Annotated in this window: 18 protein-coding genes; 11 read left to right on the top strand and 7 right to left on the bottom strand. The window is 72.8% G+C overall.

All coding sequences use genetic code 11. The features are described from left to right. Positions 1-32 precede the first annotated feature (32 nt). Positions 33-1532 carry an AfsR/SARP family transcriptional regulator gene (locus tag RM788_RS50105; RefSeq protein WP_315928698.1) on the top strand — a complete coding sequence of 500 codons (1500 nt, stop codon included), beginning with the start codon at positions 33-35 and terminating at the stop codon, positions 1530-1532. Positions 1533-1550: 18 nt separating this feature from the next. On the opposite strand, the gene RM788_RS50110 is transcribed toward RM788_RS50105, so the two are convergent. The 3 genes from RM788_RS50110 to RM788_RS50120 all read right to left on the bottom strand — a co-directional run bounded on the left by RM788_RS50110 (position 1551) and on the right by RM788_RS50120 (position 4450). Next, on the bottom strand, positions 1551-3059 hold the full coding sequence (locus RM788_RS50110) for an FAD-dependent oxidoreductase (protein WP_315928700.1): 1509 nt from the start codon (positions 3057-3059) through the stop codon (positions 1551-1553). A 3-nt stretch (positions 3060-3062) separates the two neighbouring features. Then, positions 3063-3980, bottom strand: a complete 918-nt coding sequence (locus RM788_RS50115) for an AurF N-oxygenase family protein (RefSeq protein WP_315928702.1) — start codon at positions 3978-3980, stop codon at positions 3063-3065. A 113-nt stretch (positions 3981-4093) separates the two neighbouring features. Continuing rightward, entirely contained in the window at positions 4094-4450 is a 357-nt protein-coding gene (locus RM788_RS50120) for an STAS domain-containing protein (protein ID WP_315928704.1), read from the bottom strand. Positions 4451-4775: 325 nt separating this feature from the next. On the opposite strand from RM788_RS50120, the gene RM788_RS50125 reads away from it, so the two are divergent. Both RM788_RS50125 and RM788_RS50130 read left to right on the top strand, forming a co-directional pair. Further along, the gene (locus RM788_RS50125) at positions 4776-8936 is read left to right on the top strand and encodes a SpoIIE family protein phosphatase (protein ID WP_315928706.1); all 4161 of its coding nucleotides are present in this window, start codon (positions 4776-4778) and stop codon (positions 8934-8936) included. Further along, positions 8936-9244, top strand: a complete 309-nt coding sequence (locus tag RM788_RS50130) for an STAS domain-containing protein (RefSeq protein WP_315928708.1) — start codon at positions 8936-8938, stop codon at positions 9242-9244. Before RM788_RS50125 ends, RM788_RS50130 begins: the two co-directional genes overlap by 1 nt. 24 nt (positions 9245-9268) lie before the next feature. Here the strand turns inward: RM788_RS50130 and RM788_RS50135 are convergent, their stop codons facing one another. After that, the gene (locus RM788_RS50135) at positions 9269-10963 is read right to left on the bottom strand and encodes an AbeC-like domain-containing protein (RefSeq protein WP_315928710.1); all 1695 of its coding nucleotides are present in this window, start codon (positions 10961-10963) and stop codon (positions 9269-9271) included. Between the two features lie 15 nt (positions 10964-10978). Beyond that, positions 10979-11710: a serine/threonine kinase C-terminal domain-containing protein gene (locus RM788_RS50140; protein ID WP_315928712.1), complete on the bottom strand. Its 732-nt coding sequence runs from the start codon at positions 11708-11710 to the stop codon at positions 10979-10981. A 36-nt stretch (positions 11711-11746) separates the two neighbouring features. Between RM788_RS50140 and RM788_RS50145 the strand changes: the two genes are divergently transcribed. Together RM788_RS50145 and RM788_RS50150 are read left to right on the top strand one after the other, a co-directional pair. Next, positions 11747-12253 (top strand): hypothetical protein, encoded by a 507-nt coding sequence (locus tag RM788_RS50145; RefSeq protein ID WP_315928714.1) that lies wholly within the window; start codon positions 11747-11749, stop codon positions 12251-12253. 496 nt (positions 12254-12749) lie between these two features. Next, complete coding sequence (locus RM788_RS50150; RefSeq protein ID WP_315934935.1) at positions 12750-13100, top strand: histone-like nucleoid-structuring protein Lsr2; 351 nt, start codon at positions 12750-12752, stop codon at positions 13098-13100. 1094 nt (positions 13101-14194) lie between these two features. Here the strand turns inward: RM788_RS50150 and RM788_RS50155 are convergent. Beyond that, a complete protein-coding gene (locus RM788_RS50155) occupies positions 14195-14992 on the bottom strand; it encodes a family 1 encapsulin nanocompartment shell protein (protein ID WP_315928716.1) in 798 nt (265 codons plus the stop codon). A 4-nt stretch (positions 14993-14996) separates the two neighbouring features. Further along, positions 14997-15581 carry a hemerythrin domain-containing protein gene (locus RM788_RS50160; protein ID WP_315928718.1) on the bottom strand — a complete coding sequence of 195 codons (585 nt, stop codon included), beginning with the start codon at positions 15579-15581 and terminating at the stop codon, positions 14997-14999. Between the two features lie 130 nt (positions 15582-15711). Between RM788_RS50160 and RM788_RS50165 the strand changes: the two genes are divergently transcribed. The 6 genes from RM788_RS50165 to RM788_RS50190 all read left to right on the top strand — a co-directional run bounded on the left by RM788_RS50165 (position 15712) and on the right by RM788_RS50190 (position 24042). After that, positions 15712-16716, top strand: a complete 1005-nt coding sequence (locus tag RM788_RS50165; RefSeq protein ID WP_315928720.1) for an acyl-CoA dehydrogenase family protein — start codon at positions 15712-15714, stop codon at positions 16714-16716. Next, a complete protein-coding gene (locus tag RM788_RS50170; protein ID WP_315928722.1) occupies positions 16713-18035 on the top strand; it encodes a PIG-L family deacetylase in 1323 nt (440 codons plus the stop codon). The genes RM788_RS50165 and RM788_RS50170 overlap by 4 nt, the downstream gene beginning before the upstream one ends. Next, entirely contained in the window at positions 18032-18865 is an 834-nt protein-coding gene (locus RM788_RS50175) for a glycosyltransferase family 2 protein (protein ID WP_315928724.1), read from the top strand. Before RM788_RS50170 ends, RM788_RS50175 begins: the two co-directional genes overlap by 4 nt. Continuing rightward, positions 18865-20229, top strand: a complete 1365-nt coding sequence (locus RM788_RS50180) for a cytochrome P450 (RefSeq protein WP_315928726.1) — start codon at positions 18865-18867, stop codon at positions 20227-20229. Before RM788_RS50175 ends, RM788_RS50180 begins: the two co-directional genes overlap by 1 nt. Before the next feature lie 222 nt (positions 20230-20451). Further along, complete coding sequence (locus RM788_RS50185) at positions 20452-20787, top strand: DUF3040 domain-containing protein (protein WP_315928727.1); 336 nt, start codon at positions 20452-20454, stop codon at positions 20785-20787. A 426-nt stretch (positions 20788-21213) separates the two neighbouring features. After that, positions 21214-24042 carry an AbfB domain-containing protein gene (locus RM788_RS50190; RefSeq protein ID WP_315928729.1) on the top strand — a complete coding sequence of 943 codons (2829 nt, stop codon included), beginning with the start codon at positions 21214-21216 and terminating at the stop codon, positions 24040-24042. Positions 24043-24044: the final 2 nt, after the last annotated feature.

Raw genomic sequence — 24044 nt, forward strand, 5'->3', positions numbered from 1 at the left:
GATCCTCATGTGCCCGGTGTGACCGTGGTGGCGTGCAGACGACGTCCACGGACACCGGAGGTGGGGAAGTGCTGTTCCGCGTGCTCGGCCCGCTCGAGACGGGAGCCGCCCCCCGGCGGTGGGGCGCCCGCAAGCCCGCCGCGCTGCTGGCCGCCCTGCTGCTGGACGCGGGCGAGTGGGTGAGCTGCGACCGGCTGGTCGACGCGGTCTGGTCGGACCAGGAGCCGCCCGCGTCCGCGGTGTCGAACGTCAAGACCTACGTCTGGCAGATCCGGAAGTCCCTGTGCGACGGGGCTACCCGCGTCGAGGGCAGGCCGGGGGCCTACCGGGTCCGGGTCCGCGCGGGGGAGCTGGACGTCGACCGCTTCAGGGAGCACGTGCGGCACGCGCGTCGGGCCATGTCGGACGGCGACCCGGCGGGCGCGGTGGACCACCTGACCGCGGCGCTGGCCCTGTGGCGCGGCAGGCCCTTCGCGGAATTGCCCGGCGCGATGGCGGCACCCGTGGTGGCCGAGCTGGACGAGCTGCGGTGGGACGCGCGCGAGGCGCTCGCGGACGCGTTGACGGCGCTGGGCCGCCTCCGCGAGGCCGTCGCGCTGCTCCGGGAGCTGACCGCGGCCGACCCGTTGCGCGAAGGGCTGTGGGCGCGCCTGGTCCGGGTGCTGCTCCACGAGGGGCGGCGGGGCGAGGCGCTGGCCGTCTACGAGCAGGCGCGGACGGTGATCGCGGAGGAGCTGGGCGTCGATCCCGGCCGCGACCTCGTCGAGGCGCACCGGCAGGCGCTGGGGGAGCGCGCGCCGGGCCGGGCCGCGCGCTGCGACCTGCCGCGTGCCGTGCCGGACTTCACCGGGCGTGCCGGGGAGGTCGCCAGGGTGGCGCACCTGAGCCTGACCAGCCCGACGTGCGTGCCGGTGGTGGTGGTCGACGGCGCGGCCGGTATCGGCAAGACGGCGCTGGCGGTGCACGTCGCGCACCGGATCGCCGACCGGTTCCCCGACGGGCAGCTCCACGTCGACCTCCGCCGCGAACCGCCCGGCAGTGCCGACCTGCTGGCGCGCCTGCTCCACCGGCTCGGTGTCCAGGACGTCCCGGCCGGGCCGGAGGACCGCGCGGCGGCGTGGCGCGCCGAACTGGCCGGTCGCCGCGTGCTGCTGGTGCTGGACTCCGCGACGAGCGCCGAGCAGGTCATCCCGCTGCTGCCGGGGAGCCCCGGCTGCATGGTGCTGGTCACCGCGGAGTCCCGGCTCCGCCTCGACGCCGTCGAGACCATCGGCCTGGAGCCGTTGTCCACGGCGGAATCCGCCACCCTGTTCCGGATGGGCGCCCCCGAGGCGTCGGCCGACGTCGTCCGCGAGGCGACCCGGTTCGCGCGCGGCGTCCCCGCGGCCATCCGGAAAGCCCTTGCCCTGTTCCGCGGCAGTCCACAGTGGACCGCACGCCGATTCGCGGACGGGTTGGCGGACGGGCGGGAGGCGCCCGACGAGCCGAGGCGAACCCCGTTGGCCGCCGTCCAGGTCCCCAGGACGGCGTGACGCCCGCGGCCGGCCGGGTCAGGACCGCCCGCGGAAGCGGGACGCGAGCCCGGTGCGCCGGTCCCGCGCGGGCAGCCTGCCGCGGGCGGCGTCGTCGAGGAGCGCGTCCACGGTCTCCCGCGCGCACGCCTTGTTGGCCCCGATGCCGCCGGTCGACCCGCGTTTGATCCAGCCGACGACGTAGGTCCCCGGCCGGTCCGCCACCCGCCCCCCGACGTGCGGGACGGTGCCGGTGCCCTCGTCGAAGGGCAGGCCGGGCACCGGGGTTCCGCGGTAGCCGACCGCCCGGACGACCAGTCCCGCGGTGATCTCCACGTCGTCGCCCGGTCCGGTGACGCGCAGGCCGCGCACCCCGGTGTCGCCGACGAGGGCGACCGGCGCGGAGTGGAAGCGGAACACGATGCGCCGCCTGCCGGACGGGGGAGGGGCCGACCAGTCGACGACCTCCCGCGCGATCCCCCGGAGCACAGCGGCTTTGCCGGGCGGGGCAGCGGAGTCGATGGTCCGCGCCGTGCGGGGATCGGCCCCGTCGACCACGACGTCCACGGTGTCCTGTCCGACGAGCGCGAGCAGTTCCGTCCTGCTGCACGCGGCGGTGTCCGGGCCGCGCCGCGCGAGCACGACCACCTCGCGGACCTTGCCGGCCTTCAACCTCGTCAAGGCTCGCGGCGCGATCGACGTGCCCTCCAGGCCGCTCGGGTCGGCGGTCAGGATGCGCGCCACGTCCAGCGCCACGTTGCCGCTGCCCACCACGACGACGCGCTCCGACGACAGGTCGACCGCGTCGTCCACCACGTCGGGACTGCCGTTGTACCAGGCCACCACGGTGGTGGCGGCCACGCTGCCCGCCAGGTCCTCACCGGGCACGCCGATGGGCTTGGCGGACGCGGCGCCGACGGCGTAGACCACCGCGTCGTGCCGGTCCGCCAACTCCTGCGCGGTGACGTGCTCCCCGACCTCGACACCCAGCCGCAGCCGCAGTCTGGGGTGCGCGTGGAAGCGCGCGAAGGCCTCGCCGATCCGCTTCGTGGACGGGTGGTCGGGCGCGACGCCGTACCGGATGAGGCCGCCCGCGACCGGGAGCCGGTCGAGCAGGGTGACGCGGGCGTTGGTGCGCAGCAGGAGGTCCTGGACGGTGTACATGCCCGCCGGACCGGTGCCCACCACGGCGATGTCGAGCGGCTCACCGCCACCGGGGGTGGTGCGGGCGAACACCGGCGGGCCCCAGTCGTGGAAGTTCGGCGCGGGATCACCCGGCCCGCCCGCGGGGTCCGCGGCCGCGTAGTAGTCGGCGTTGATCCCCGCGTAGGGCTTGAGCGGCCCGGACAGGGCGTCCACGGGGAAGATCGCGTCGACCGGGCAGGCCTCCGCGCAGGCACCGCAGTCGATGCAGGCGCGCGGGTCGACGTGGAGCACGTCGGTGGTGCCGAAATCCGGCTCGTCCGGCGTCGGGTGGATGCAGTTGACCGGGCAGACCGCGACGCAGGAGGCGTCGCCGCAGCAGGTCTGGGTGATCGCGTAGGCCATCGGTCAGATCAGGTCGGCGCGCTGGTAGATCCGGGTGGCCGCCCTGGTGAGCAGCCCGGCGGAGTGCAGGAACTCCATCAGCCCCGCGCAGCCCGACCGCAGCATCGACCGGTGGTGCTCGTTCGCCCTGGCCTCCCGGATCGACCGGTCGGTGTCGAGCCCGGCGTTCGCGTACACCTCCGGACTGACCATGCTGGTGACGATGCAGTAGGAGGCGATGGCCACGACCAGGGCGTTGAACTGCCTGCGCGGCCAACTCGCACCCCTCAGCCGGGCGCGGGTCTCCTCGCGGGCGAACTCCATGTGGCGCGACTCCTCGACCACGTGGATGTTGTTGATGGTGCGGACGAAGGGCACCACCCGCTCGTCGCGCATCCAGTCCCGCTGCATGACGTCGAGGACCTCCTCGGCGACCAGGATCGCCGCGTAGGCCGCCTCGCCGACGGCGACGGTCTTGAACACGCGGCCCAGTTCGACCACCAGCCTGCGCGGGCGGTACGCGGGGGCGCCCAGTTTCGCCGCGCCGCGGGCGAACATGATCGAGTGGCGGCACTCGTCGGCGATCTCGGTCAGCGCCCACTGGAACGCGGGGTCGGTCGGGTCCTTCGCGTAGAAGTCCCGCAGCACCATCTGCTGGAGGATCATCTCGAACCAGATCCCGGTGCACGCGACGGAAGCGGCTTCCTGGCGGGTCAGTGCGCGCCGGCGGCTCTCGGGCATCTCGTCCCAGTACGGCGTTCCGTACAGGGTGCTCCACTCCGGACTGGCGCCGTGGAAGTCCTCGTCCAGCGGCGTTTCCCAGTCGACTTCCCGGACGGGGTCGTAGGACAGCGCCTCCGACGACGCCAACAGCCTGCGTGCGACAGCCTGCCGGTCCTGGTGCCTCCCGGCTCGCCTGCCGTGGGTATCCGCGCTGGTCATGAGGGCTCCCTGATGACGAGTTCATGTTACCCGAAGTTGCTGTTACCAAAGGTAACATGAACTCGGCTCACTCGCGCGGGGCTCGGGTCAGGCGGGCGGACCGGGCCGGGTGGTCACGACCGCTGGGCTTCGACCGCCTCGTCCACGGTGGCGTGGAAGGGCAGGAACTTGTCCAGCCCGGCGATCTGGAAGACGCGCATCAGTTCGCGGTTGAGCCCGGCGAGGCCGAAGGGGCTGTCGGCGGCCTGGGCGTTCTGGAACGCGATGACGAGCACGCTGATCCCGGTGGAGTCGCAGTAGGACAGGCCGGTCAGGTCGATGACCACACCGTGCTCCGGGCCGAAGGGCACCGCTTCGAGCGCTTCGCTCAGGGCCGGGGCGGAGTGGTGGTCGAGCTCACCCGCGACCCGCAGCACCGTGAAGGCCGCCGAATTCTGGTCGAGGGCGACTGTGAGGATTTGGTCGGTCACCGGATCTCCTGTGCTGCGGATCGTCGCTGGTCGTGAACGGAGGGGCGAGGAGCGGTGCCGTCGGCGCCCCCTGGCCGAGGACCGGTCGGGAGGTTCCGGACAGCGCTCGACGGGCTGTCGGCTTCCACTCGTTCGCCATGTTCTCCCCCCGTCCTGTCCCGAGCCCGCCCCGTGCTCGGTGCTCGGGCACGGGTACGCGCGCACCTGTGAGGGCCGGCCTATCCTACGGATCGCTTCACCGGCTTGCGGTGGTGGCGGGGGTTGGGCGGCCGCGGGTGCCGGGGGACCGGTTCCACCGCGGTCGGCGTGGACGAAGGGGTTAGCGGTGACGCGTTCCGACGACGCAGCACACCGGTCCGCGGCGGTGGCCGACGTGTTCGCCGTCGACGACGAGGTCGGTCCGGACCTCGCCGCCGTGGAGTGGACGACGACCCCGCTGGGGCCTCCCGCCGACTGGCCCCAGAGCCTGCGCACGGCCGTGAGCATCCTGCTGTCGTCGCGGTTCCCCATGTGGATGGCCTGGGGGCCGCAGCTCACGTTCTTCTGCAACGCCGCCTACCGGCGCGACACGCTGGGCAGCAAGTACCCCTGGGCGCTGGGACGGCCCGCGCACGAGGTGTGGTCGGAGATCTGGGGCGACATCGGCCCCCGGATCGACAACGTCCTCACCACCGGGCGGGCGACCTGGGACCAGGCCCTGCTGCTGTTCCTGGAGCGGTCGGGGTACACCGAGGAGAGCTACCACACGTTCTCCTACAGCCCGCTGCGCGACGACGCGGGCACCGTGGTCGGCATGCTGTGCGTGGTCAGCGAGGACACCGAGCGGGTCATCGGCGAACGGCGGATGACGACCCTGCGGGACCTGGGCTCGGATCCCAGCGTGGTGCGCACCGAGCAGGAGACCCTGGCCTTCGCCCGCCGGCAGATGGACCGCAACCCGCGCGACCTGCCCTTCACGTCGGCCTACCTGTTCGGGGAGGACGGCACGGCGCGGCTGGCCGGGACGACCGGGATCACCGCCGAGCACCCGAGCGCCCCCGCGGAGCTGCCCGCCGACGACACGGGCGCGGTGTGGCCCGTGGCGGCGTTGGCGCGGGGGGAGTCCGTGCTGGTGGACCTCGACGGGCCCGCGTTCGCCGGGTTGCCGGAGGGGGACTGGCCGCGGCCGCCCGTGCAGGCGCTGGTGGTGCCGTTGCAGCAGCAGGGAGGCGCGCCGTACGGCTTCCTGGTGGCGGGCCTCAACCGCTACCGGCAGCTGGACGAGGCCTACCGCGGGTTCGTCGACCTGGTCGCCGGGCACGTCTCGGCGGGCATCGCCTCCGCCCGCAGCTACCAGGCGCAGCAGCGCCGGGCCGAGGAGCTGGCCGAGCTGGACCGGGCCAAGACGGCGTTCTTCTCCAACATCAGCCACGAGTTCCGCACCCCCCTGACCTTGATCATGGGGCCCGTGGCGGAGCTGCGCGACCGGCTGGCGGGGACCGACCCGAGGGCGAGCGCGGAACTGGAGGTCGTGCACCGCAACGGGTTGCGGCTGGGCAAGCTGGTCAACACCCTGCTGGACTTCTCCCGCATCGAGGCGGGACGGATGCAGGCGCGCTACGAACCGGTCGACCTCGCCGCCGTCACCGCGGAGCTGGCCAGCGTCTTCCGCTCGGCGATCGACACGGCCGGTCTGGCGCTGGAGGTCGACTGCCCACCGCTGCCCGAGCCGGTGCGCGTCGACCTCGGCATGTGGGAGAAGGTCGTCCTCAACCTGCTCAGCAACGCGCTGAAGTTCACCTTCGAGGGGTCGATCCGGGTCTCCGTGCGCACGGGCGACGGCGAGGCGGTCGTCACGGTCGCCGACACCGGCATCGGCGTGCCCGCCGAGGAGATGCCGCGGCTGTTCGAGCGCTTCCACCGCATCGAGAACGCCCGCTCGCGCTCCAACGAGGGCAGCGGCATCGGCCTCGCCCTGGTGCAGGAGCTCGTGGGCCTGCACGGCGGCACCATCACCGCCGACAGCGCCGAGGGGCGCGGCACCCGCTTCACCATCCGCGTGCCGTTCGGCTCCGCGCACCTGCCCGCCGACGCCCTGGCCGAGGTCCCGGTGTCCACCGCGGTGTCCACCACGGCCGACCCGTACGTGCAGGAGGCCCTGCGCTGGCTGCCCGCCGAGCGGCGCGGCGCGGCCCTCGCGGACGTCACGGCGCCGGACGGCGTCCCCGCCGCGTCCGATCCCGCGGTGCGCGCGACGGTGCTGGTCGCCGACGACAACGCCGACATGCGCGAATACCTCTCGCGGCTGCTGTCCGACGCCGGTTACGAGATCCGTTCCGCCGTCGACGGCGTGGACGCGCTGGAGGTGATCCGCACCGAGGTGCCCGACCTGGTCGTCAGCGACGTGATGATGCCCCGCCTCGACGGCTTGTCGCTGGTCGCCGCGCTGCGCGCCGATCCCCGCACCGCCGCCGTGCCGGTGCTGCTGCTGTCCGCCCGCGCAGGGCAGGAGGCGTCCATCGAAGGCCTCCAGGCGGGTGCCGACGACTACCTCGTCAAACCGTTCGCCGCGGCCGAGCTGCTGGCCAGGGTGCGGGCGAACGTGGAGCTGTCCCGGCTGCGCAGCCACCACGCGCGCTGGCACTCCGCGCTGATCGACTCGTTGCAGGAGGCGTTCTTCGTCTGCGACGAGGACGGCGCGGTCATCGAGATCAACACCGCGTTCACCGACATCCTCGGCTACGGCCCCGAGAACCTGCCCTACACCGCCGTCCACCCGTGGTGGCCGGACGCCGACACCCACCCCGACGGCCACCGGCGGTTCGCCGAGGCGTTCTCCGGTCTGCTCAGCCGCAGCCGGGGCAGCTACACCATCCCGGCCATCCACCTGGACGGCCACCTGCTGTGGATCAGCGTCATGTTCAACCCCGCCCAGGACCCCGACACCGGGCGCACGATGGTCGTGGGCACCTTCCGCGACGTCACCGCCGAGCACTACGCCATCCAGCGCGACGTGGCACTGGCGGCGTTGAGCATGCGGCTCTCCCAGGCGACCAGCCTGCCGCAGGCGCTGGCCGGAGCCCTGGAGGAGCTGGAGGAGCTGTGGCAGGCCCGCAGGGTCCTCGCCGTCGTCTTCGACGACCACGGCACGCCGACGCTCGCGGGCACCGACCCCGAGCTGGCCTGGGATGACCTGGAGGAGCAGCACCGCGGGCGGATCAGCGCGCTGCGCGAGCGCGCGCTGCTGAGCCCCGTCCCCGACGGTGGCGCGGGCATCGGCATCCTGCTGGAGCACCCGGACGGCCTCATGGTGCTCTGGCTGGACCTGGACGACCGCCGCCGGTTCACCGACCAGGACGAGGTCCTGCTGTCGCTGCTGGCCGGACACCTGGCCCAGGGCTTGAGCCGGGCCCACCAGATCGACCAGCAACGGGAGACCGCGCTGGCGCTGCAACGCGCCATCCTCGGCCCGTCGCACCTGCCCGCGGGCTTCGCCGTCCGCTACGAACCCGCGGCCCAGCCCCTGGAGATCGGCGGCGACTGGTACGACACCGTCGTCCTGCCCAACGGGCACATCGGCATCGTCGTCGGCGACTGCGTGGGCCGCGGTCTCAAGGCAGCCGCCATCATGGGGCAGCTGCGCAGCGCCTGCCGCGCCCTGCTCCTCCAGGAGACGGGTCCCGCCCGCACCCTCATGGCCCTCGACCACTTCGCGGCGGGCCTGCCGGGGGCGCTGTGCACCACGGTCTTCTGCGGGATCCTCAACCCCGAGACCGGCCACCTGACCTACTCCAGCGCCGGGCACCCGCCGGCCATCCTGGCCCACCCGGACGGCACCACCCGCCTGCTCGACCAGGGCGGGTCGACCCCGCTCGCCGTGCGGCCCGGCTTCCAGCGCCCCGAAGCGGAGTGCGACCTGCCCGCCCGCGCCACCCTGCTGATGTACACCGACGGGCTGGTCGAGCGCCGCCGCCGTTCGCTGACCGCGGGCATCGACCAGGCGGGGCAGGCCGTCCAGGCGGGCCGCGACACCGCCCTCGACGACCTCGCCACCCAGGTCATGGACCGGCTCGCCCCCGTCGAGGGCTACGACGACGACGTCGCCCTCCTGCTCTACCGCCACCCCGCGCCGCTGGAGCTGAGCTTCCCCGCGGAGTCGTCCCGGCTGGCACCGGTCCGCAAGACCCTGCGCGGTTGGCTGGACCAGTGCGGGCTGCCCCCGCAGGCCGTGCAGAGCGTCTTGGTCGCCGCGGGCGAGGCGTGCGCCAACGCCATCGAGCACGGGTACCCCGGCACGGCTCCCGACGCGGTCAGACTGCGGGCGGAAGCCGTGGTCGGCGACCTGTACCTGACGGTGACGGACACCGGCCGCTGGAAGACCCCCGAGCCCGAGACCAACACCCACCGGGGGCGCGGCGTCGCCATCATGCGCGCGATGATGCAGCAGGTCACGATCACCCCCGGCCCGGCGGGCACCACCGTCGACATGCACCTGAGGATCCCCTGATGACCACACCGCTCACCCTCACGCCAGGTCGCGGCCCCGACGGAGCCGCGGTCCTCAAGGTCGTCGGCGAGATCGACATGAGCAACACCGAGGCCCTCGGCGCCGCCCTCGACGGCATCCGGGGACGGCTCGTGGTCGACCTCACCGAGTGCGAGTACCTCGACAGCGCGGGCCTGACCGTCCTGTTCGCGCACGCCTCCCGCATCGAACTCGTCGCCACGCCCCTGCTGGCGCCCGTCATGACCTACTCGGGGCTCGCGTCCATGACCACCGTCCGCGGCCTGGAGGACCCTCCCGCACGCGGGTGACCGGCCCGGTCCGCCGCCACCGGTTCAGCCGGTGATGTCCACGTCGCCGTTCAGCGTCCCCGTCTGCAGGACGTGGCCGCTCATGGTGCCGCCGTCGGCGACGGTGACCGTGTTGACGGTGGTGTTGACGACGGACTGGACCTGCTGGTCGAACGACGCCGTGTGGTAGCCGGCGGTGCGCAGGATCTCCGCGACGGCGAGGGTGACGCGGGTGCGCAGCAGGTGCGTGTACCGCTCCACGTCGGCCTGCTGGAAGTAGCTGCGCAGTTCGACGTCGGCGGCCATCTCGCGCAGGGTCAGCAGGGCGCCGTACCGGTCCGGGTCCACCCGGCCGCGGTCGGGGCGCAGCGCGCGCGGGCGGACGACCAGGCGCAGCGCGCGGGACAGCGTGCTGGCGGGCAGCAGCGCCAGGTCCTTGAGCGCGCGGCCCACCGGCACCCACGCCGACGCGGGCTCGGAGTCGACGGCCGTCAGCTCGGCGCTGATGGGCCGCAGCACGCAGGGGGTCCACTCCAGGTAGAGGGTCGACTCGTCCATCGCCACGTGCACGAACACCGAGACCACGAGGTCGTCCTCCCAGGTCACCAGGGAGAAGCGGCGGTAGAAGCGGGACCACTCCAGCGGGCTGTCGCGCAGGTCGTGCGCGTGCGACCGGGGCACGTGCGTGTACGGCGGCACGCCGGGGTCCTTGAGGTAGTGCGCCGACGGCGACTTGGACAGGTTGTCCACCAGGCCCTGCGCGTCGACCACGACGCAGTCGCCCACCCCGAGGGCGCCGAGCCTCGCGCTGGGCGCGAGCAGCGGCGCCGCCCGCAGATCGGTGACCTTGCTCGTGATGCCGTCCAGCAGCGTCGCGGTGTCGAGGGGGTCGGTGGAGTCCGGGGCGTCCGGCCTGCGCTCCAGCGGCACGGCGATGGTCCACGGGTCGTGGATGTCGCCCGCCCCCACGAACGGCTTGTAGCCGCGGTGCACGAGGAGCGGGACGAGGTCGTCCTTTTCGGACACTCCGGCGCGCAGGCGCTTGGTGTCGCCGTGGTACTGGCCGATGCGCGCCGCGAGGGTCGGGGACAGGCGCAGCAGGGAGCGGTCGAAGGGGCGTGAAGGCCTGCGGTTCAGCGGTCCGAAGCAGTCGGTCACCTGGTGGGCGATGATCAGCCGGTTGGCGAGCAGGACCACCAGCGCCACCGCGAGCAGCACGTAGCCGGTGACGTCCTCGAACGCGGCCTCGGCCAGGTCGTCCGCGCCGGAGCCCCCGCTGACCGAGTCGGCCACCGACGCGAGGGAGCCCACGGCGGTGAGGACGATCAGACCGATGCGGACGGGACCGGCCGATCGCCCCGCGCCCCGTCGGGTCCGCGCGTCGCGCCAGACGCGGATGATCTTCGGCAGGCTCAGCACCAGCGCCACGAGGATCCAGAGCACCGCCAACGGGAAGACGAAGTACAGCGTCAGCGCCAGCACCACCAGCACGAGCCCGTCGACCACGTCCGTGCGCAGCCGGGCGGCCAGCGCCTCGGTGAGCACGGCGGCGGAGTCGACACCCGGCGCGGGCGCGGCGGGCCGGGTCGGCTCCGCCAGCAGCTCCCGCAGCGCCGCGTCCGCGAAGTCGCGGCTGAGGTGGGCCGCGGCGCACAGGTGGCGCGTGGCCTCGTGGCGATCGGGATCGGCGTGGTCGGACCGCGGGGTGAACCGGGCCCGCCACGTGTCGGCCAGGACCATCGTCGGTGTCGCTCCTCAGTGGGTTTCGCTGTAGCGGATCATCGTGGTGAGGATCCGCGCCGCGTCGGCGAAGCGGTCCGCCGGCGCCGTGACGAGCAGGACGTACTCGACGCCGTCCGCCCGCCAGTAGTGCGCGCGGGTCTGCCGGACGTCGCCGTCCGGGTTCGGCTTCACGAACTCCCATTCGACGGCTTCGCGATCACCGTGGGTGGTCCTCCTCAGCTCCACCTGGGTGTACTGCGGGTTGACCGACTCGACCCCCGCGGCCTTGGTGATCGTCTCCAGGAGGCTGGTGGACTCCTGCGCGTCACCGCCGAAGCGCACCTCCACGTCGGGGTCGGTCGGGTCCTTCGCCACCTGGGTCCCCTTGGCCTGCCCGTTGGCGGGCACGAACGCATCCGGCAGCACGGTGACGAGGCCCTGCGGGCTGGTGTGGCGGTAGAACCCGGTGGGCGGTCCACTCTGGACGGTGGTCGTCGTGGTCGTCGACCACGACGGGTAGCCGGTGGTCGACCACGGCGTCGACGTGCCGGGCGGGGGAGTGGTGACGGGAGCGGTGGCCCACAGCCGCGGGACGTACATCGTCCCCAGGCCGGAGCCGAGGCTCACCACCAGACCGAGCGCCGCCGCCGTCGCGGCGAACCGGAACGACCCCGGCACCCGCGGCCCGCGTCCGCTGTCCGATGTGCGCGGGCGGCGGTCCCGGCCGTCGTCGTCCGCTATGTTCGCGCCGGGCGGATCGCTCATGGAACCCTTCTCCTGGAACGGTGGTCGGAGGCAGAAGTGCGGAACCGGATCGAGTGGACCCTCGCGGAGCGCTGGGCCGAGGTGCGCAGGGCCGAGTCGGAGCCGGTGGACGTGGACCGGCTCGCGGCGGCGCTGCTCGGGGTCGCGGACGCCTCCAGGTCGGTCACCCGCGACGACGACCTGGAGATCGCCAACGCCGCCCAGTTCGCCGAGTGCGCGAAGGTGGCCGACCGCCTGGCCGCGCTGGCACCCGGTGACCAGGAGGTCGCCCGGCGCGCGGCGGAGCTGATCGACCAGGTCGAGCGCGGGCGCGCGTTCCGCTGGGACGAGCCGGTGCGCACGGCGGCGCTGTGCGCGGCCGCCGCGGTCGTCGCCGTCGGCGGGGCGCTGCTGGGCAGCGGTGCCGACAGCGTGCTGCTGGTCGTCGTGACCGCGGTGCTGGGGAACCTGCTGCTGTTCTCCACTGTCCTCACGGCTCGACGGCCGATGTGGCGGGTGCGCGCCGAGCTGATGGCGCCGATGATCCGCGCCCACGGGATCTGAACGCCGCGGGGCAGCCGGGAACGCGGCTGTCGATCGCCGACCAGCATTCCCGAACCGTCCAATTCCACGCCAAGTGCACCCCGCCACGCGATGGTGGCACGGCGACCGGGTGGGCACTCCGCACAAATTCGGATAACGCTCGTAATTCCAGGTGAGCCGTGTTCTCCCCGATCGGCACGGGGGTGCGGGTCGGGCGCGTGGCCGGCTGGGCTTCACCGCCCACCGCGCCCCTGCTTCGACCGGCGGCGCTGCCCGCGGCCGGATCCGCCGTAGCCGATCGACCCTCCGCGCTCCGTTGAATACCGGTGTTCTTGCGGCATTTCGCATAACCGGTGACCGGGAACCCGGCGCCACGCGCGCACAGTACCGAAGAGGTCACAGTAACGTTCTTCGAGGAATACCGGGCCGGAGAAGCTGGTGTTCCGCAAGATAGCGCCCTATGGTTATCGGTACCAGTGCCGGTATCGGGACTTATCAGAACTTCGTGGGGGTCGCAATGGCGCAGAAGGTTCTTGTCCAGCTCATCGACGACGTGGACGGCACGGCGTCCGACGATATCGCGACCGTGCGTTTCGGGTTGGACGGCATCGCCTACGAGATCGACCTGACCAGCAAGAACGGTGACAGGCTCCGTGACGCGCTAGCGGATTTCGTGAGCAACGCGCGGAAGGTCGGCGGTAGGGCGAAGCGCAATGGCGAGGTGGTCGGAGCGAGGCCGGTCGCCGGGCGCAGCAAAGAGCAGACCCTCGCCATCCGTGAATGGGCCAAGTCGCACGGTCACGCCCTGGCCGATCGGGGACGCATCCCGGCCAGTGCGATCGAGGCGTTCGAGGCCGCTCACAACTGATCCGGCCGCCGGGGGATTGGCGTCCGGGTGACCAAAGGCCGTCCGGTGCCCGGAACCCGCTAACGCCGTCATCGGCACAGCACGTCCTGCTCACCGAGTACGACGCGCTGTGCCGGCGGTGTCCGCGATCCCGGATCTCCGCACGCCTCGTGGCGGTCCGGCCGTGATGGTCGGGCGCGGGTTCGGCGATGCCGGGCCGGGGCCGGGGCCGAGCCCTGCCGTTGCGCCATGACCTCGCCTGCTGAGGCCGTGCTGTGGCGATGACGGCCGGCAGCCTGGTCTTCACCGCACTGTTCGGCACGACGCTGCTCGGCCGCACGTAAGGAACACAGCGCGTGGCTCTCCCTCCTCGAACCGCCGGTGCCGCGCGAGTCGGCCGACGGTACCGGTCTCGCGTTCGGCGATTCCGGGGCTGTGCGACGAGCTGAGCGGTATGGGCTGGAGCGGGCGGAACCAGGAGTCGCCGGAGTTCGTGCGGATCGCGGAGGCGGACGACGTGCATGACCTGATCGCCGCGTCGCGGCTGAAGGTGCCTCGCGGCAGACGTTGAGCCGTTGTCGTCGGAAAAGCCGCCGTGGTGGGGAAAGCCCGTGCTAACCGGTCCATTCAAGACAATTCCGCGTCGCCCGGTGTGGAATTGTCACGGTGTTTCCGGTTGTCCGGTTACCGCGATCGAAGCCGGATCCGCGAGGAACGAAGTGCGGTCGACCACCACGACATCGCGCAATCCCGGCCCCGCGGAATTCCCGTACCCGGCATCGGACAACTCTGCACCGCAGGCGGGCCCTGGGGTCCAGCGGATAACGACTCCAGCGGTCACCACGACCAGGGAGCCAGCTGAGGAACCCGGTCTTGTATGGCCCTTGGGTGCGGTTGCTCGTCGTGGACCACGTAGGCCCCAGGTCGGCCGCATCGAACCGTTGGTCAAGCCGCTGCCGCACGCCCAGGTCGTCGTCGTGCTGCGAGCGGTCGCGCTCGGAACCTCGGTGTGGTGGAACCACCGTGTTGTACGAGCAGGGGCACCCACTCCACTGACCCGGCCCCCACCCACCCCGGAGCACGCACATCACCGCACCCCGGCCCACGAGCTCACCTCACCCCGTGAGCCCCACAGCCGCATCGGGTTCGAGGACGCGGAAGCTGAAGCTCTCCTCCAGGTACAGGGTGACCGTGTCGGCGTCGTGGTGGCTGTAGCCGACGGCGATGTCCTGGCCCAGTTCGAGGACGAAGTGGCCGCCGTCGAGGCTTGCCACGACCGCGCCGTCGACGCCGGGGGCGCGCACGACCTTGCCGCCGCCGAGGATGCGGCGGAGGTGGTCGAGGACCAGCAGGCCGCCGCCCTCGGTGCTCTCCATGATCGCCCGATGGCCGCGCGGGCCGATCGCGAGCGCGTAGGGACCCTTGATGCCAGCCTCGCGCAGCACGTCGACCGCCTTGGCCACGGCGTGGGAGTAGTTCTGGACGTCGGTGCCGAGCGCGGTGGCGGTCGCGGCACCGAGGCCGGTGAAGCCGACCTCGTCCCAGCCGTGGAACACGGCCTTGTTCTCCAGGACGGCGATGTCGTGGGCGGCGCGGTCCAGGTCGTCGAACGCGAGGTCGGTGGCGCCGCGGTCGGCGGAGTCGAGTTCGTCCCTGGCGACGGTGAACGGCACCCGCAGTTCGATCAGCGGCAGCACCTGCCGCTGCCGCACGAGCGCGGCGCCTTCACCGGTGCGTTCGACCGTGCGGACGCGGCCGAGGTTCGTGGACGAGTAGTCCCAGCCGTGCGGCCCGGCCACGTCCACGACGCGACGCGCGGCGAGGTGCGGGGTCAACCGTTCGCGGGCCTCCTCGTCGATCTGCTTCCAGGCCGCGGCCGAGATGGGGGCGATTTCGCGGGTCAGGTGGTTCATCAGGTCATTTCTCCTTGAGGCTGCCGATGCGCAGGGACGGGTCGACGTCGAGCTGACCCGCCTCCATCTCGCGTTGGTCGACGTAGCGCTGCGGATCGACATCACCGGTGTCCAGGCCCTTGGTGCCCTTGTGCTCGGCCTTGAACGCGAGGAAGCGCCGCCCCAGCTCGTCGCGCAGGTCGGGATCGGCGTTGCGGCGGAAGTCGGCGAGGCCGTCGTCCTCCTCCTCGGCCATGTGCTCGCTGTTGGCCGTCCTGGCCCTGCGCACGGCCGCGCGCCATTCGGCGCTGCCCACCGGTGCCTTCGCGGCGTCCCGGACGCCGTCGCGGATGTCGTTGTGGTCGCCGATCGCGTCGAGCGTCTCGGCTTCCGGGTCGTCGCCCCGGCGGATCAGCTCGGGGTAGAAGACCTCTTCCTCCGCGGCGGCGTGCACGTCGAGCATGTCCGCGAGCGGACCCCACACGGCGGCCAGTTCCTGCGGGTCGTCCAGGTCGTCGAGCGCCGCGAACTGGCGGCGGAACCACTCGTGGTCGTCGAGGATCAGGCTCGTGATGTCGGGCATGCCCACCACGGTAGGGCCGTCGGACATGATCCGCTCGTTGCCCGGCGAAGATCCGCCCGGTTGCCGCACGGAGGCACATCTCACCCGGTAGGGAGGCTTGCGCGGCCGACATGACGGGTACTTGGGCCTGATCAGGACCCTGTTGAGAGGTGGCCCCATGTCCGAGCTGCTGCCGGCCGCCGCGCCGAAACCGCTGCCCTCGCCGAGGTCGCCCGGCGCTGTCGCGGCGGAGGTGCGCGGGCTCGCCGACAACGGCGGGTTGTCACTGCCGAGACCCGGCGAGGACACGGTCCGCCGGTGGGCGGCGCTCGCGGCGCTCGGGCGGACGGACCTCGCCCTCGCCCGGTTGGCGGAGGGGCACGTCGACGCGCTGGCCATCCTCGCCGAGGCGGGTCGCCCCGCGGTGCCGGGCGCGGTCTACGGCGTGTGGGCCGCCCGTTCCGGGGGCACCGGCGCCGAACTGGGACCGCGCGGCCTCGAGGGCACGGTGCGGTTCTGCTCCGGGGTGTCCACGCTGGACCGCGCGCTGGTCGTGGCCACCACGCCCGGCGGTGACGGGTCCACGTGCCGACTGGTCGACCTCGACCTGACCCGTCCCGGCGTCGTGCGGGAGCCGGACCGGTGGCAGGCCATCGGCATGGACGCCTCCGACAGCGGGGACGTGCGGTTCGACGGGGTCGAGGTCACCCCGGACGTGCTCGTGGGGCCGCCCGGCTGGTACCTGGACAGGCCGGGGTTCCTGCTCGGCGGCGGCGGGGTCGCGGCCGTCTGGCTGGGTGGCACGGCCGGGGTCCTCGACGACGTGCTGGCGGTCCTGGGAGCGGCGGCGAAGGTCGACGAGCACCAGCTCGCGCACCTGGGCGCCGTGCACACCGCGCTGCGGAGCGCCGAAGCCCTGCTGGCGGACGCCGCGGCCCGCGTCGACGCGGCGCCCGACGCCGACCACGCCACGCTCATGAGCACCTGCCGAGCCGCGGCGGAACGGGCCGCGTGGGAGACGTTGGACCGGGTGCCCCGCATCACCGGCCCGACCCCGCTGTGCCGCGACCGCGCGTTCGCGCAGCGGCTCGCCGACCTCCAGGTCTACGTGCGCCAGCACCACGGTGAACGGGATCTCGCCGCACTGGGCCGTGCGGTCCTGGCCGAGGGGACCGGGCGATGAACGGGCCCGTGCGCGAAGACTCGACCACCGGGCCGCGGACGATCACCGACGAGGCCGCGTGGACGCCGTGGCTCGACGCCGTGCGGGCCTTCCCCGACGAGGCCTACCGGCACGCGGTCGTGCTGGCCGCGCACCCCGACGACGAGACCCTCGGCGCGAGCGGGCTCCTGCAACACCTCCACACCGCGGGCGTGCCGGTCGAACTGGTCGTCGCCACCGACGGCGAGGCCGCGTTCCCCCACCTGTCCGCCTCCGAACGCGCGGAGCTCGGCCGGGTCCGGCGCCGCGAGCTGCACGAGTCGTTGCGGGCGCAGGGGATGCCCGACGTGCCGGTGCGCTGGCTCGGCCTGCCCGACTCCGGCCTCGCGGCGCACCGCGACGAGCTGGCCGCCGTGCTGGCCGAGTCGCTCGCCGACGCCGACGTGTGCCTGGTGCCCTGGCCCGGCGACCCGCACCCCGACCACCAGGTGGTCGGCGAGATCGGCCTGCGGGTCGCACCGGTCACCACGCACCGGTGGTCGTACCCGATCTGGATGTGGCACTGGCTGCTCCCCGCGGACGTCGACGTGCCGCGGGAACGGGCCTTCGGCCACCGGCTCACCTCCCGGCAGCGCGAACTCAAGGCCGCGGGCGTGGCCGCGTTCACCTCCCAGCTCGACCCCGCCCCCGGCGGCGGCGACCCGATCCTCAGCGCCGCGATGCTGCGCCACTTCGCCCGCGACCACGAGGTCGTCTTCCGCGAGCCGCCCCGGCACAGCGCGCCGATCGACCGGTTCGCCGAGCTGTACGCGGGCGGCGTGGACCCCTGGAACGTGGCCGAGAGCTGGTACGAGCGGCGCAAGCGCGCCGTGGCGCTGGCCTGCCTGCCCGACCGGGACTACGGCACCGTCGTGGAACCGGCCTGCGGGCTGGGCGCGCTCACCCTGGACCTCGCCGCCCGCGCCGGGCACGTGATCGCGTTCGACCCGGTGGCCGCCGCGGTCAAGCAGGCCGCCGAGAGCACCGCCCACCTGCCCAACGTCGAGATCCGCCAGGGATCCCTGCCCGCCGACCTGCCGGACGGGCCGCTCGACCTGGCGGTGTTCAGCGAGATCCTCTACTACCTCGACGACGGCGACCTGGCCGACACCGTCACGCGCACGGTGGCGGCACTGCGACCCGGCGGTCAGCTCCTGGCCGTGCACTGGCTGCCCTGGGCCGCCGAGGCGCCGCGGGACGGCATGGACGCCCATCGCAGGCTCCTGGCGCACCCGGACCTCGATCCGCTCGTCGCGCACACCGACGAGCAGTTCGTCGTGCACGTGCTGCGCCGTCGATGATCTCGGCCGTCGCCGTCGTCGTCCCCGCCCGCGACGAGCACCTGCGCATCCGGAGCTGCCTGCGCGCGGTGCGCCACGCGCTGGCACGGCTGCCCGACGGCGTCACCGGCACCGTCTGCGTCGTGGCCGACCGCTGCGCCGACGACACCGCGGCGCTCGCCGCGACCGAACTGCCGACCGCGCGGATCGTCACCGCGAACGCCGACCGCACGATCGGCGAGGTCCGCGACCTGGGTGTGCGGGCCGCGCTGACCGCCCTCGACGGACACCCCGCCGCGGGCGTCTGGATCCTGTCGACGGACGCGGACACCGTGGTGCACCGCGACTGGGCCCGACGCCACGTGCGATTGGCCGACGCGGGCTTCGACGCGATCGCGGGCATCGCGCACCTCGACCGGCCCGCCGGCGCCACGCGCGCGGCGCTGGAGCGCTACGCGGCCGTGGTGGGCCGGGCGCGAGGGCCGTGGGGGCACGGCAACGTGTACGGCGCGAACCTGGGCGTGCGGGCCGACGCCTTCGACGCCGTCGGCGGGTTCGGCCCGGTGCCGGTCGGCGAGGACCACGACCTGTGGCGACGCCTCGGAGCCGCGGGCTACTCCCGGCGCCACGCCGACATCCCGGTCGTCACGAGCGCCCGCCACGACGGCCGCGCCCGCGGGGGCCTCGCCGACCTGCTCGCCACGCTCGACCAGTCCGTCCCGAGTGGACCCGGCGGCCCACCCGACCCCCGTCAGGTGGTGACCGCGCCAAGCGGTTCGCGCCGTCCGCCCGACGGTTGTCCACCACACCGGTGGCCGCCGGGCCCGCCGGCCGAACGAAGGAACACGTGATGGCCGAACACCTGTCAACCCATCCGCTGCACCACCCGCGACGCCTGCGGGGCCCCGGCACGGGCCAGGCGCCCGTGCGCGCCACCGCCGCCGACTCGTTGCGCGTCGCGGGCAGGATCGTGCTGCCCTCGCTGGCGTCCGGGGTGGTCGTCCGCAGGCCGGGAGTGCTGGCCGCCGCGCAGAAGTGGCAGTGGGACGCCTCCGCCATCAGCACGATGCAGGAGTTGCGCGCCCGCCACGGTGGCGCGCCGGTCCGGCTGCGCGTCGCGGGCCGGGAAGTGGTGCTGCTGGTCGAACCCGCCGACGTCGCCCGCGTGCTCGGGGAGTCCCCGGAGCCGTTCGCCCTGGCCACCACGGAGAAGGCCGCGGCACTGGCGCACTTCCAGCCGCACGGCGTGCTGATCGAGACCGGCGGGCGCAGGCGCCGTGATCGGCGGCTCGTCGAAGAGGCGCTGGAACCGGAGCGGCCGCTGCACGAACTCGCCCCGTCGATCGTGGCGGCCGTGCGCGAGGAGATGGACCTCGTGGCGCGCCACGCCCACGACAGCGGATCGCTCACGTGGGAGGGCTTCGCGCAGGGCTGGTGGCGAGCGGTGCGGCGGGTCGTGCTGGGCTCGTCCGCGCGTGACGACGAGGCGTTGACCGACGATCTGGCGAAGCTGCGCGCGAACGCGAACTGGGCCTACCTGAGGCCCCGGCGGGAAGCGGTGCGCGAGCGGTTCACCCGTTCCCTGCGCTCGCACCTCGCCCGCGCCGAGCCCGGCGCCCTCGCGTCGCTGCTGTCGTCGGACGCCGAGGAGCAGGTCCCGCACTGGCTCTTCGCCTCCGACGCCGCGGGCATCGCCACGTTCCGGGCCCTGCACCTGGTGGGGTCCTACCCGCACGAGGCGGAGCCCCTGCGGGCCGAACTCGCCGACGTCGACCTGTCCGAGCCCCAGCGGCTCGACCAGGTGCGCGCCGCCGTGCTGGAGTCGGTCCGCCTGTGGCCGACCACGCCGCTGCTGCTGCGGCAGAGCACCGAACCGACGGTGTGGGGCGGACTGGAAGCGCCGACGGGCACGACGTTCGCCGTGTTCACGCCGTTCTTCCACCGCGACTGGCAGACCCTCACCTACGCCAACCGCTTCCAACCCCGCATCTGGCTGGACGGCGAGGCGGCCGAGAACCCGGCCCTGGTGCCGTTCAGCGACGGTCCCGGTGTCTGCCCCGGCCGCAACCTCGTCCTGCTCATGGCGAGCACGGCGCTCGCCGCGCTGCTGGAGCACCGCACCGCGATCCCCACGTCGGCGGTGTCCATGACACCCGACGTGCCCGCGACGGTGAACCACTTCGCGCTCTCGTTCCGCCTGCGGGAAGAGGGGTGACCACGTTCCCCGCCGCTTGGAGGCCACCGGGGCCTCGGACGCGGGCCGGAACATGACCGATCAGACCGCGCGGGCACATGCGGAGGCATCTCCGGTTGTTGGGGCCGCGTTCACCTCAGCTTTTCCGTCGGTCCAGGTCATGGCCGCCCGACGAATGCTGGGTAATACTGGCCAGGATGTCCGTGCAGGACCCGTGTGGTGCGACGGGGAGGTCGGCGAAACGTGGCGTTGAGCGATGCGGAGAAGCGGCAGCTTGAGGCGATCGAACAGGAACTCGTCCTGGGCGATCCCAAGTTCGCCGCGAAAGTGGGGCGCTTCAACTCCAGGGCGGTGTGGACGACCCGGCTGCTCAGGAACGTCCTGATCCTGCTGGGCACGTACGTGGTCGGCCTGACCGTGATGATCTGCGGGGTCTGGCTGTCCTCCGTCGCCGTCATCGCGCTCGGCGCCCTGGTCACGGCGAGCATGCCCGTGCTGGTGGGCTGGCGGGCCTGCCGGGAGCACTGGTCGAAGAGCCCGTCGGCGGCCTCGCGGCAAGGCGCCACCTGGGTTCGCTGAACCCGCTTCCGGACTGGTCGTCCGGAAGGGACCACCGCCGCGCGCTGACGGACCTCGCGCCGGCGGCCCCTGCCGCGCTCGGCCTCATGCTGTCCGCGGCGGGCTGAATGCCGTGCGGGCCCGGTCTTGTCGGGTTTCAGGCCGTGCCGATGAGGTTGACGACGGCCGAACGGCGGAGTGGCCCGGCGCCGGACGGATGCACGGGTTCTGTTGATTGATGGTTGTTCCTGATTCGATTCCGTTCGCCGATGTCCCATGTTACGTTCGTCACAACGACCTCGGAGTCCCTGCTCCGGGATCGGATCCCTGCTGTCCCCGCCGTCGTTCGACCACGTCCTCCACCGCACGGACTCCGCACGTCACCGAAGCCGTCGAGTCGGGTGTGGCGCGCCGATTCCGCGCGCCTCCCTGCCTTGAAGGAGTTCGATGCGCCGCCTCGTCGCCTGCGCGGCGGCTGTGCTGGCACTGGCCGGTGGCCTCGTCGCCACCGCCTCCACCACAGCCTCCGCCGCGATCGTGCCCAAGACCCCGCCGCTGACCACCCCGTGGACGGGGCAGGTGTCCACGACCAACCCGCTGCCGGAGTACCCGCGCCCGCAGATGACCCGCCCGGACTGGCAGTCGCTCAACGGCGAGTGGGAGTTCCTGAACCCGGCCACGGACGGGTCGGGCGGCGTGAACCGGAACGCGGCACCGCCGCTGGGGCAGACGCTGCCCGAGCGCGTCCTGGTGCCGTACCCGGTGGAGTCGGCGCTGTCGGGCATCATGCGCAACGACAACCGCGACCTGATGTTCTACCGGCGCACGTTCACCGTGCCGCAGGCGTGGAGCGGCAGGCGCGTGCAGCTGCACTTCGGCGCGGTCGACTACGAGGCCACCGTGTGGGTCAACGGCACCCAGGTCACCACGCACAAGGGCGGCTACGACCGGTTCGAGGTCGACGTCACCCCGCAGCTCAACGGCGGCGCCAACGAGATCGTCGTGCGCGTCTACGACCCGACCGACGCCCGCGGTGAGAAGCAGCCGCTCGGCAAGCAGGTCAACAACCCCAGCGGAATCTTCTACACCCCGTCCTCCGGCATCTGGCAGACCGTGTGGCTGGAACCCACGGCGACGTCGTCGATCTACTCCGTCGACATCCGCCCGAACCTGTCGGACAACACCGCCAGGGTCCGCGTCTTCAGCAGGGGCAACGTCACCGGGCACACCGTGCTGGCCGAGGCGAAGACCGGGTCGACGGTCGTGGGCAGCGCGACCGGCGCCTTCACCGAGTTCTCCGTGCCGGTGCCCAACGCCCGCCGCTGGTCGCCGGAGGACCCGTTCCTCTACGACCTGAAGGTCTCGCTGCGCGACGCCTCCGGGGCGGCGGTGGACCAGGTGGTCAGCTACTTCGGCATGCGCGAGATCGGCACGAAGCTGGTCGACGGCGTACTCCGGCCGACCCTCAACGGCGAGTTCGTGTTCCAGATCGGCACGCTGGACCAGGGTTTCTGGCCCGACGGCCTCTACACGGCCCCGACCGACGCCGCGCTGGCCTCCGACATCCAGAAGCACAAGGACCTCGGCTTCAACATGGTGCGCAAGCACATCAAGGTCGAACCGGCCCGCTGGTACTACCACGCCGACCGCCTCGGCCTGCTGGTGTGGCAGGACGTCCCGTCCACGCCGACGGCCGACGCCAACCGCACCGCCGCGCAGATCGCGGAGTTCGAGAGCGAGGCCCGCGAGATCATCGACGAGCACCGGTTCTCCCCGGCCGTCGTGACCTACGTGCCGTTCAACGAGGGCTGGGGCGAGTGGAACCTCGCCGACACCCGCCGGGTCACCACGGACCTGAAGAACTACGACCCCAGCCGGCTGGTGAACGCCCACAGCGGCTACAACTGCTGCGCCTCAAAGGGCGACCCCGGCACCGGCGACATCGTCGACTGGCACGTCTACACCGGGCCCGACGCGCCCCGCCCGTCGGCGACGCGCGTCTCGGTGCTCGGCGAGTTCGGCGGGATCGGGCTGCGCAACCCCGGTCACGAGTACAGCCCGAACGGCCAGTTCTTCGCCTACGAGCAGGTGTCCGGCGCCGCCCAGCTCAACGACCGGTACACCGGCATGGTCCGCGACGTGAAGCAGCTGATGACCACCAAGGGCGTCTCCGCCTACGTGTACACGGAGATCACCGACGTGGAGGGCGAGTACAACGGCCTGCTGACCTACGACCGGCGGGTGCAGAAGGTCGACACCAACCAGCTGCGCGCCGCGCACGCGGACCTGATCAACGCCTCGCGCAACCTCAACTCGCAGGTCGACTTCACCCTCGGGCACGTCCGGTCGTTCCGGGTGACCACTCCGGGGTTCACCGACCGGTACCTGCGCAACTCGGGCTCGGTGGCCCGTACCGACGTCATCAGCACCGCCAGTGCCGACATCGACCGCCAGGACGCGTCGTTCCGGACGGTGGCGGGCCTGGCCGACGCGCGCTGCCACTCGTTCGAGTCGATCACCTACCCCGGCCGCTACCTGCGGCACGTCGACAGCAGGGTGCGCGTCGAGGCGGGCACCGGAGGCACCTTCACCTCCGACGCCACCTGGTGCGCCCGACCGGGGCTCGCCTCCGGCGGCACGTCGTTCGAGTCGCTGAACCTCCCCGGCTCCTACCTGCGCCACTACGCGGAAATCGTCTACCTGGCGCGCAGCGGCGGATCCAACGCCTGGGACACCCCGACCGGGTTCGCCGCCGACACGACGTGGAACGCGGCGGACCCGGCGCTGTGGCGCAGTGCCGCGCTGCTGTCGACGAACGTGCGCCAGTCGTTGCGGGTGACCACGTGGGGCTTGACCGACCGCTACCTGCGGCACGCCAACGGCCTCGCCTACACCGAGGTCGTCACCGGCGGCAGCGGCGCCGCGCTCAAGGCCGACGCCACCTACACCGTCCGGCGCGGCCTCGCCGACTCGTCGTGCTACTCGTTCGAGTCGGTGAACTTCCCCGGCCAGTTCCTGCGCCACGCCAACGGCCGCGTGCGCAACTCGCCGGACGACGGCTCGGCACTGCTCCGCGCCGACGCCACGTTCTGCGCCCGACCGGGCATCGGCGGCACGGGAGTGACGCTGGAGTCGATCAACTTCCCCGGCACGTACGTGCGGCACTTCGAATCCCAGGTGTACACGGCCTCCGGCGCGGGCGACTCGGGCGCCGACCGGCCACAGACGGTGTCCGCCGACAGCAGTTGGACCCTCGCGGCGCCCTGGGCGCCGTAGGT

This window comes from Umezawaea sp. Da 62-37 (genome assembly GCF_032460545.1).
In the GTDB taxonomy this organism is placed as follows: domain Bacteria; phylum Actinomycetota; class Actinomycetes; order Mycobacteriales; family Pseudonocardiaceae; genus Umezawaea.

Coding starts and splice junctions, on each gene's coding strand:
- RM788_RS50180 (WP_315928726.1), top strand. CDS start 18,865: ATGGCCGAACACCTGTCAACCCATCCGCTGCACCACCCGCGACGCCTG.
- RM788_RS50150 (WP_315934935.1), top strand. CDS start 12,750: ATGGCGCAGAAGGTTCTTGTCCAGCTCATCGACGACGTGGACGGCACG.
- RM788_RS50175 (WP_315928724.1), top strand. CDS start 18,032: ATGATCTCGGCCGTCGCCGTCGTCGTCCCCGCCCGCGACGAGCACCTG.
- RM788_RS50190 (WP_315928729.1), top strand. CDS start 21,214: ATGCGCCGCCTCGTCGCCTGCGCGGCGGCTGTGCTGGCACTGGCCGGT.
- RM788_RS50155 (WP_315928716.1), bottom strand. CDS start 14,992: ATGAACCACCTGACCCGCGAAATCGCCCCCATCTCGGCCGCGGCCTGG.
- RM788_RS50130 (WP_315928708.1), top strand. CDS start 8,936: ATGACCACACCGCTCACCCTCACGCCAGGTCGCGGCCCCGACGGAGCC.
- RM788_RS50140 (WP_315928712.1), bottom strand. CDS start 11,710: ATGAGCGATCCGCCCGGCGCGAACATAGCGGACGACGACGGCCGGGAC.
- RM788_RS50170 (WP_315928722.1), top strand. CDS start 16,713: ATGAACGGGCCCGTGCGCGAAGACTCGACCACCGGGCCGCGGACGATC.
- RM788_RS50160 (WP_315928718.1), bottom strand. CDS start 15,581: ATGTCCGACGGCCCTACCGTGGTGGGCATGCCCGACATCACGAGCCTG.
- RM788_RS50165 (WP_315928720.1), top strand. CDS start 15,712: ATGTCCGAGCTGCTGCCGGCCGCCGCGCCGAAACCGCTGCCCTCGCCG.
- RM788_RS50135 (WP_315928710.1), bottom strand. CDS start 10,963: ATGGTCCTGGCCGACACGTGGCGGGCCCGGTTCACCCCGCGGTCCGAC.
- RM788_RS50110 (WP_315928700.1), bottom strand. CDS start 3,059: ATGGCCTACGCGATCACCCAGACCTGCTGCGGCGACGCCTCCTGCGTC.
- RM788_RS50115 (WP_315928702.1), bottom strand. CDS start 3,980: ATGACCAGCGCGGATACCCACGGCAGGCGAGCCGGGAGGCACCAGGAC.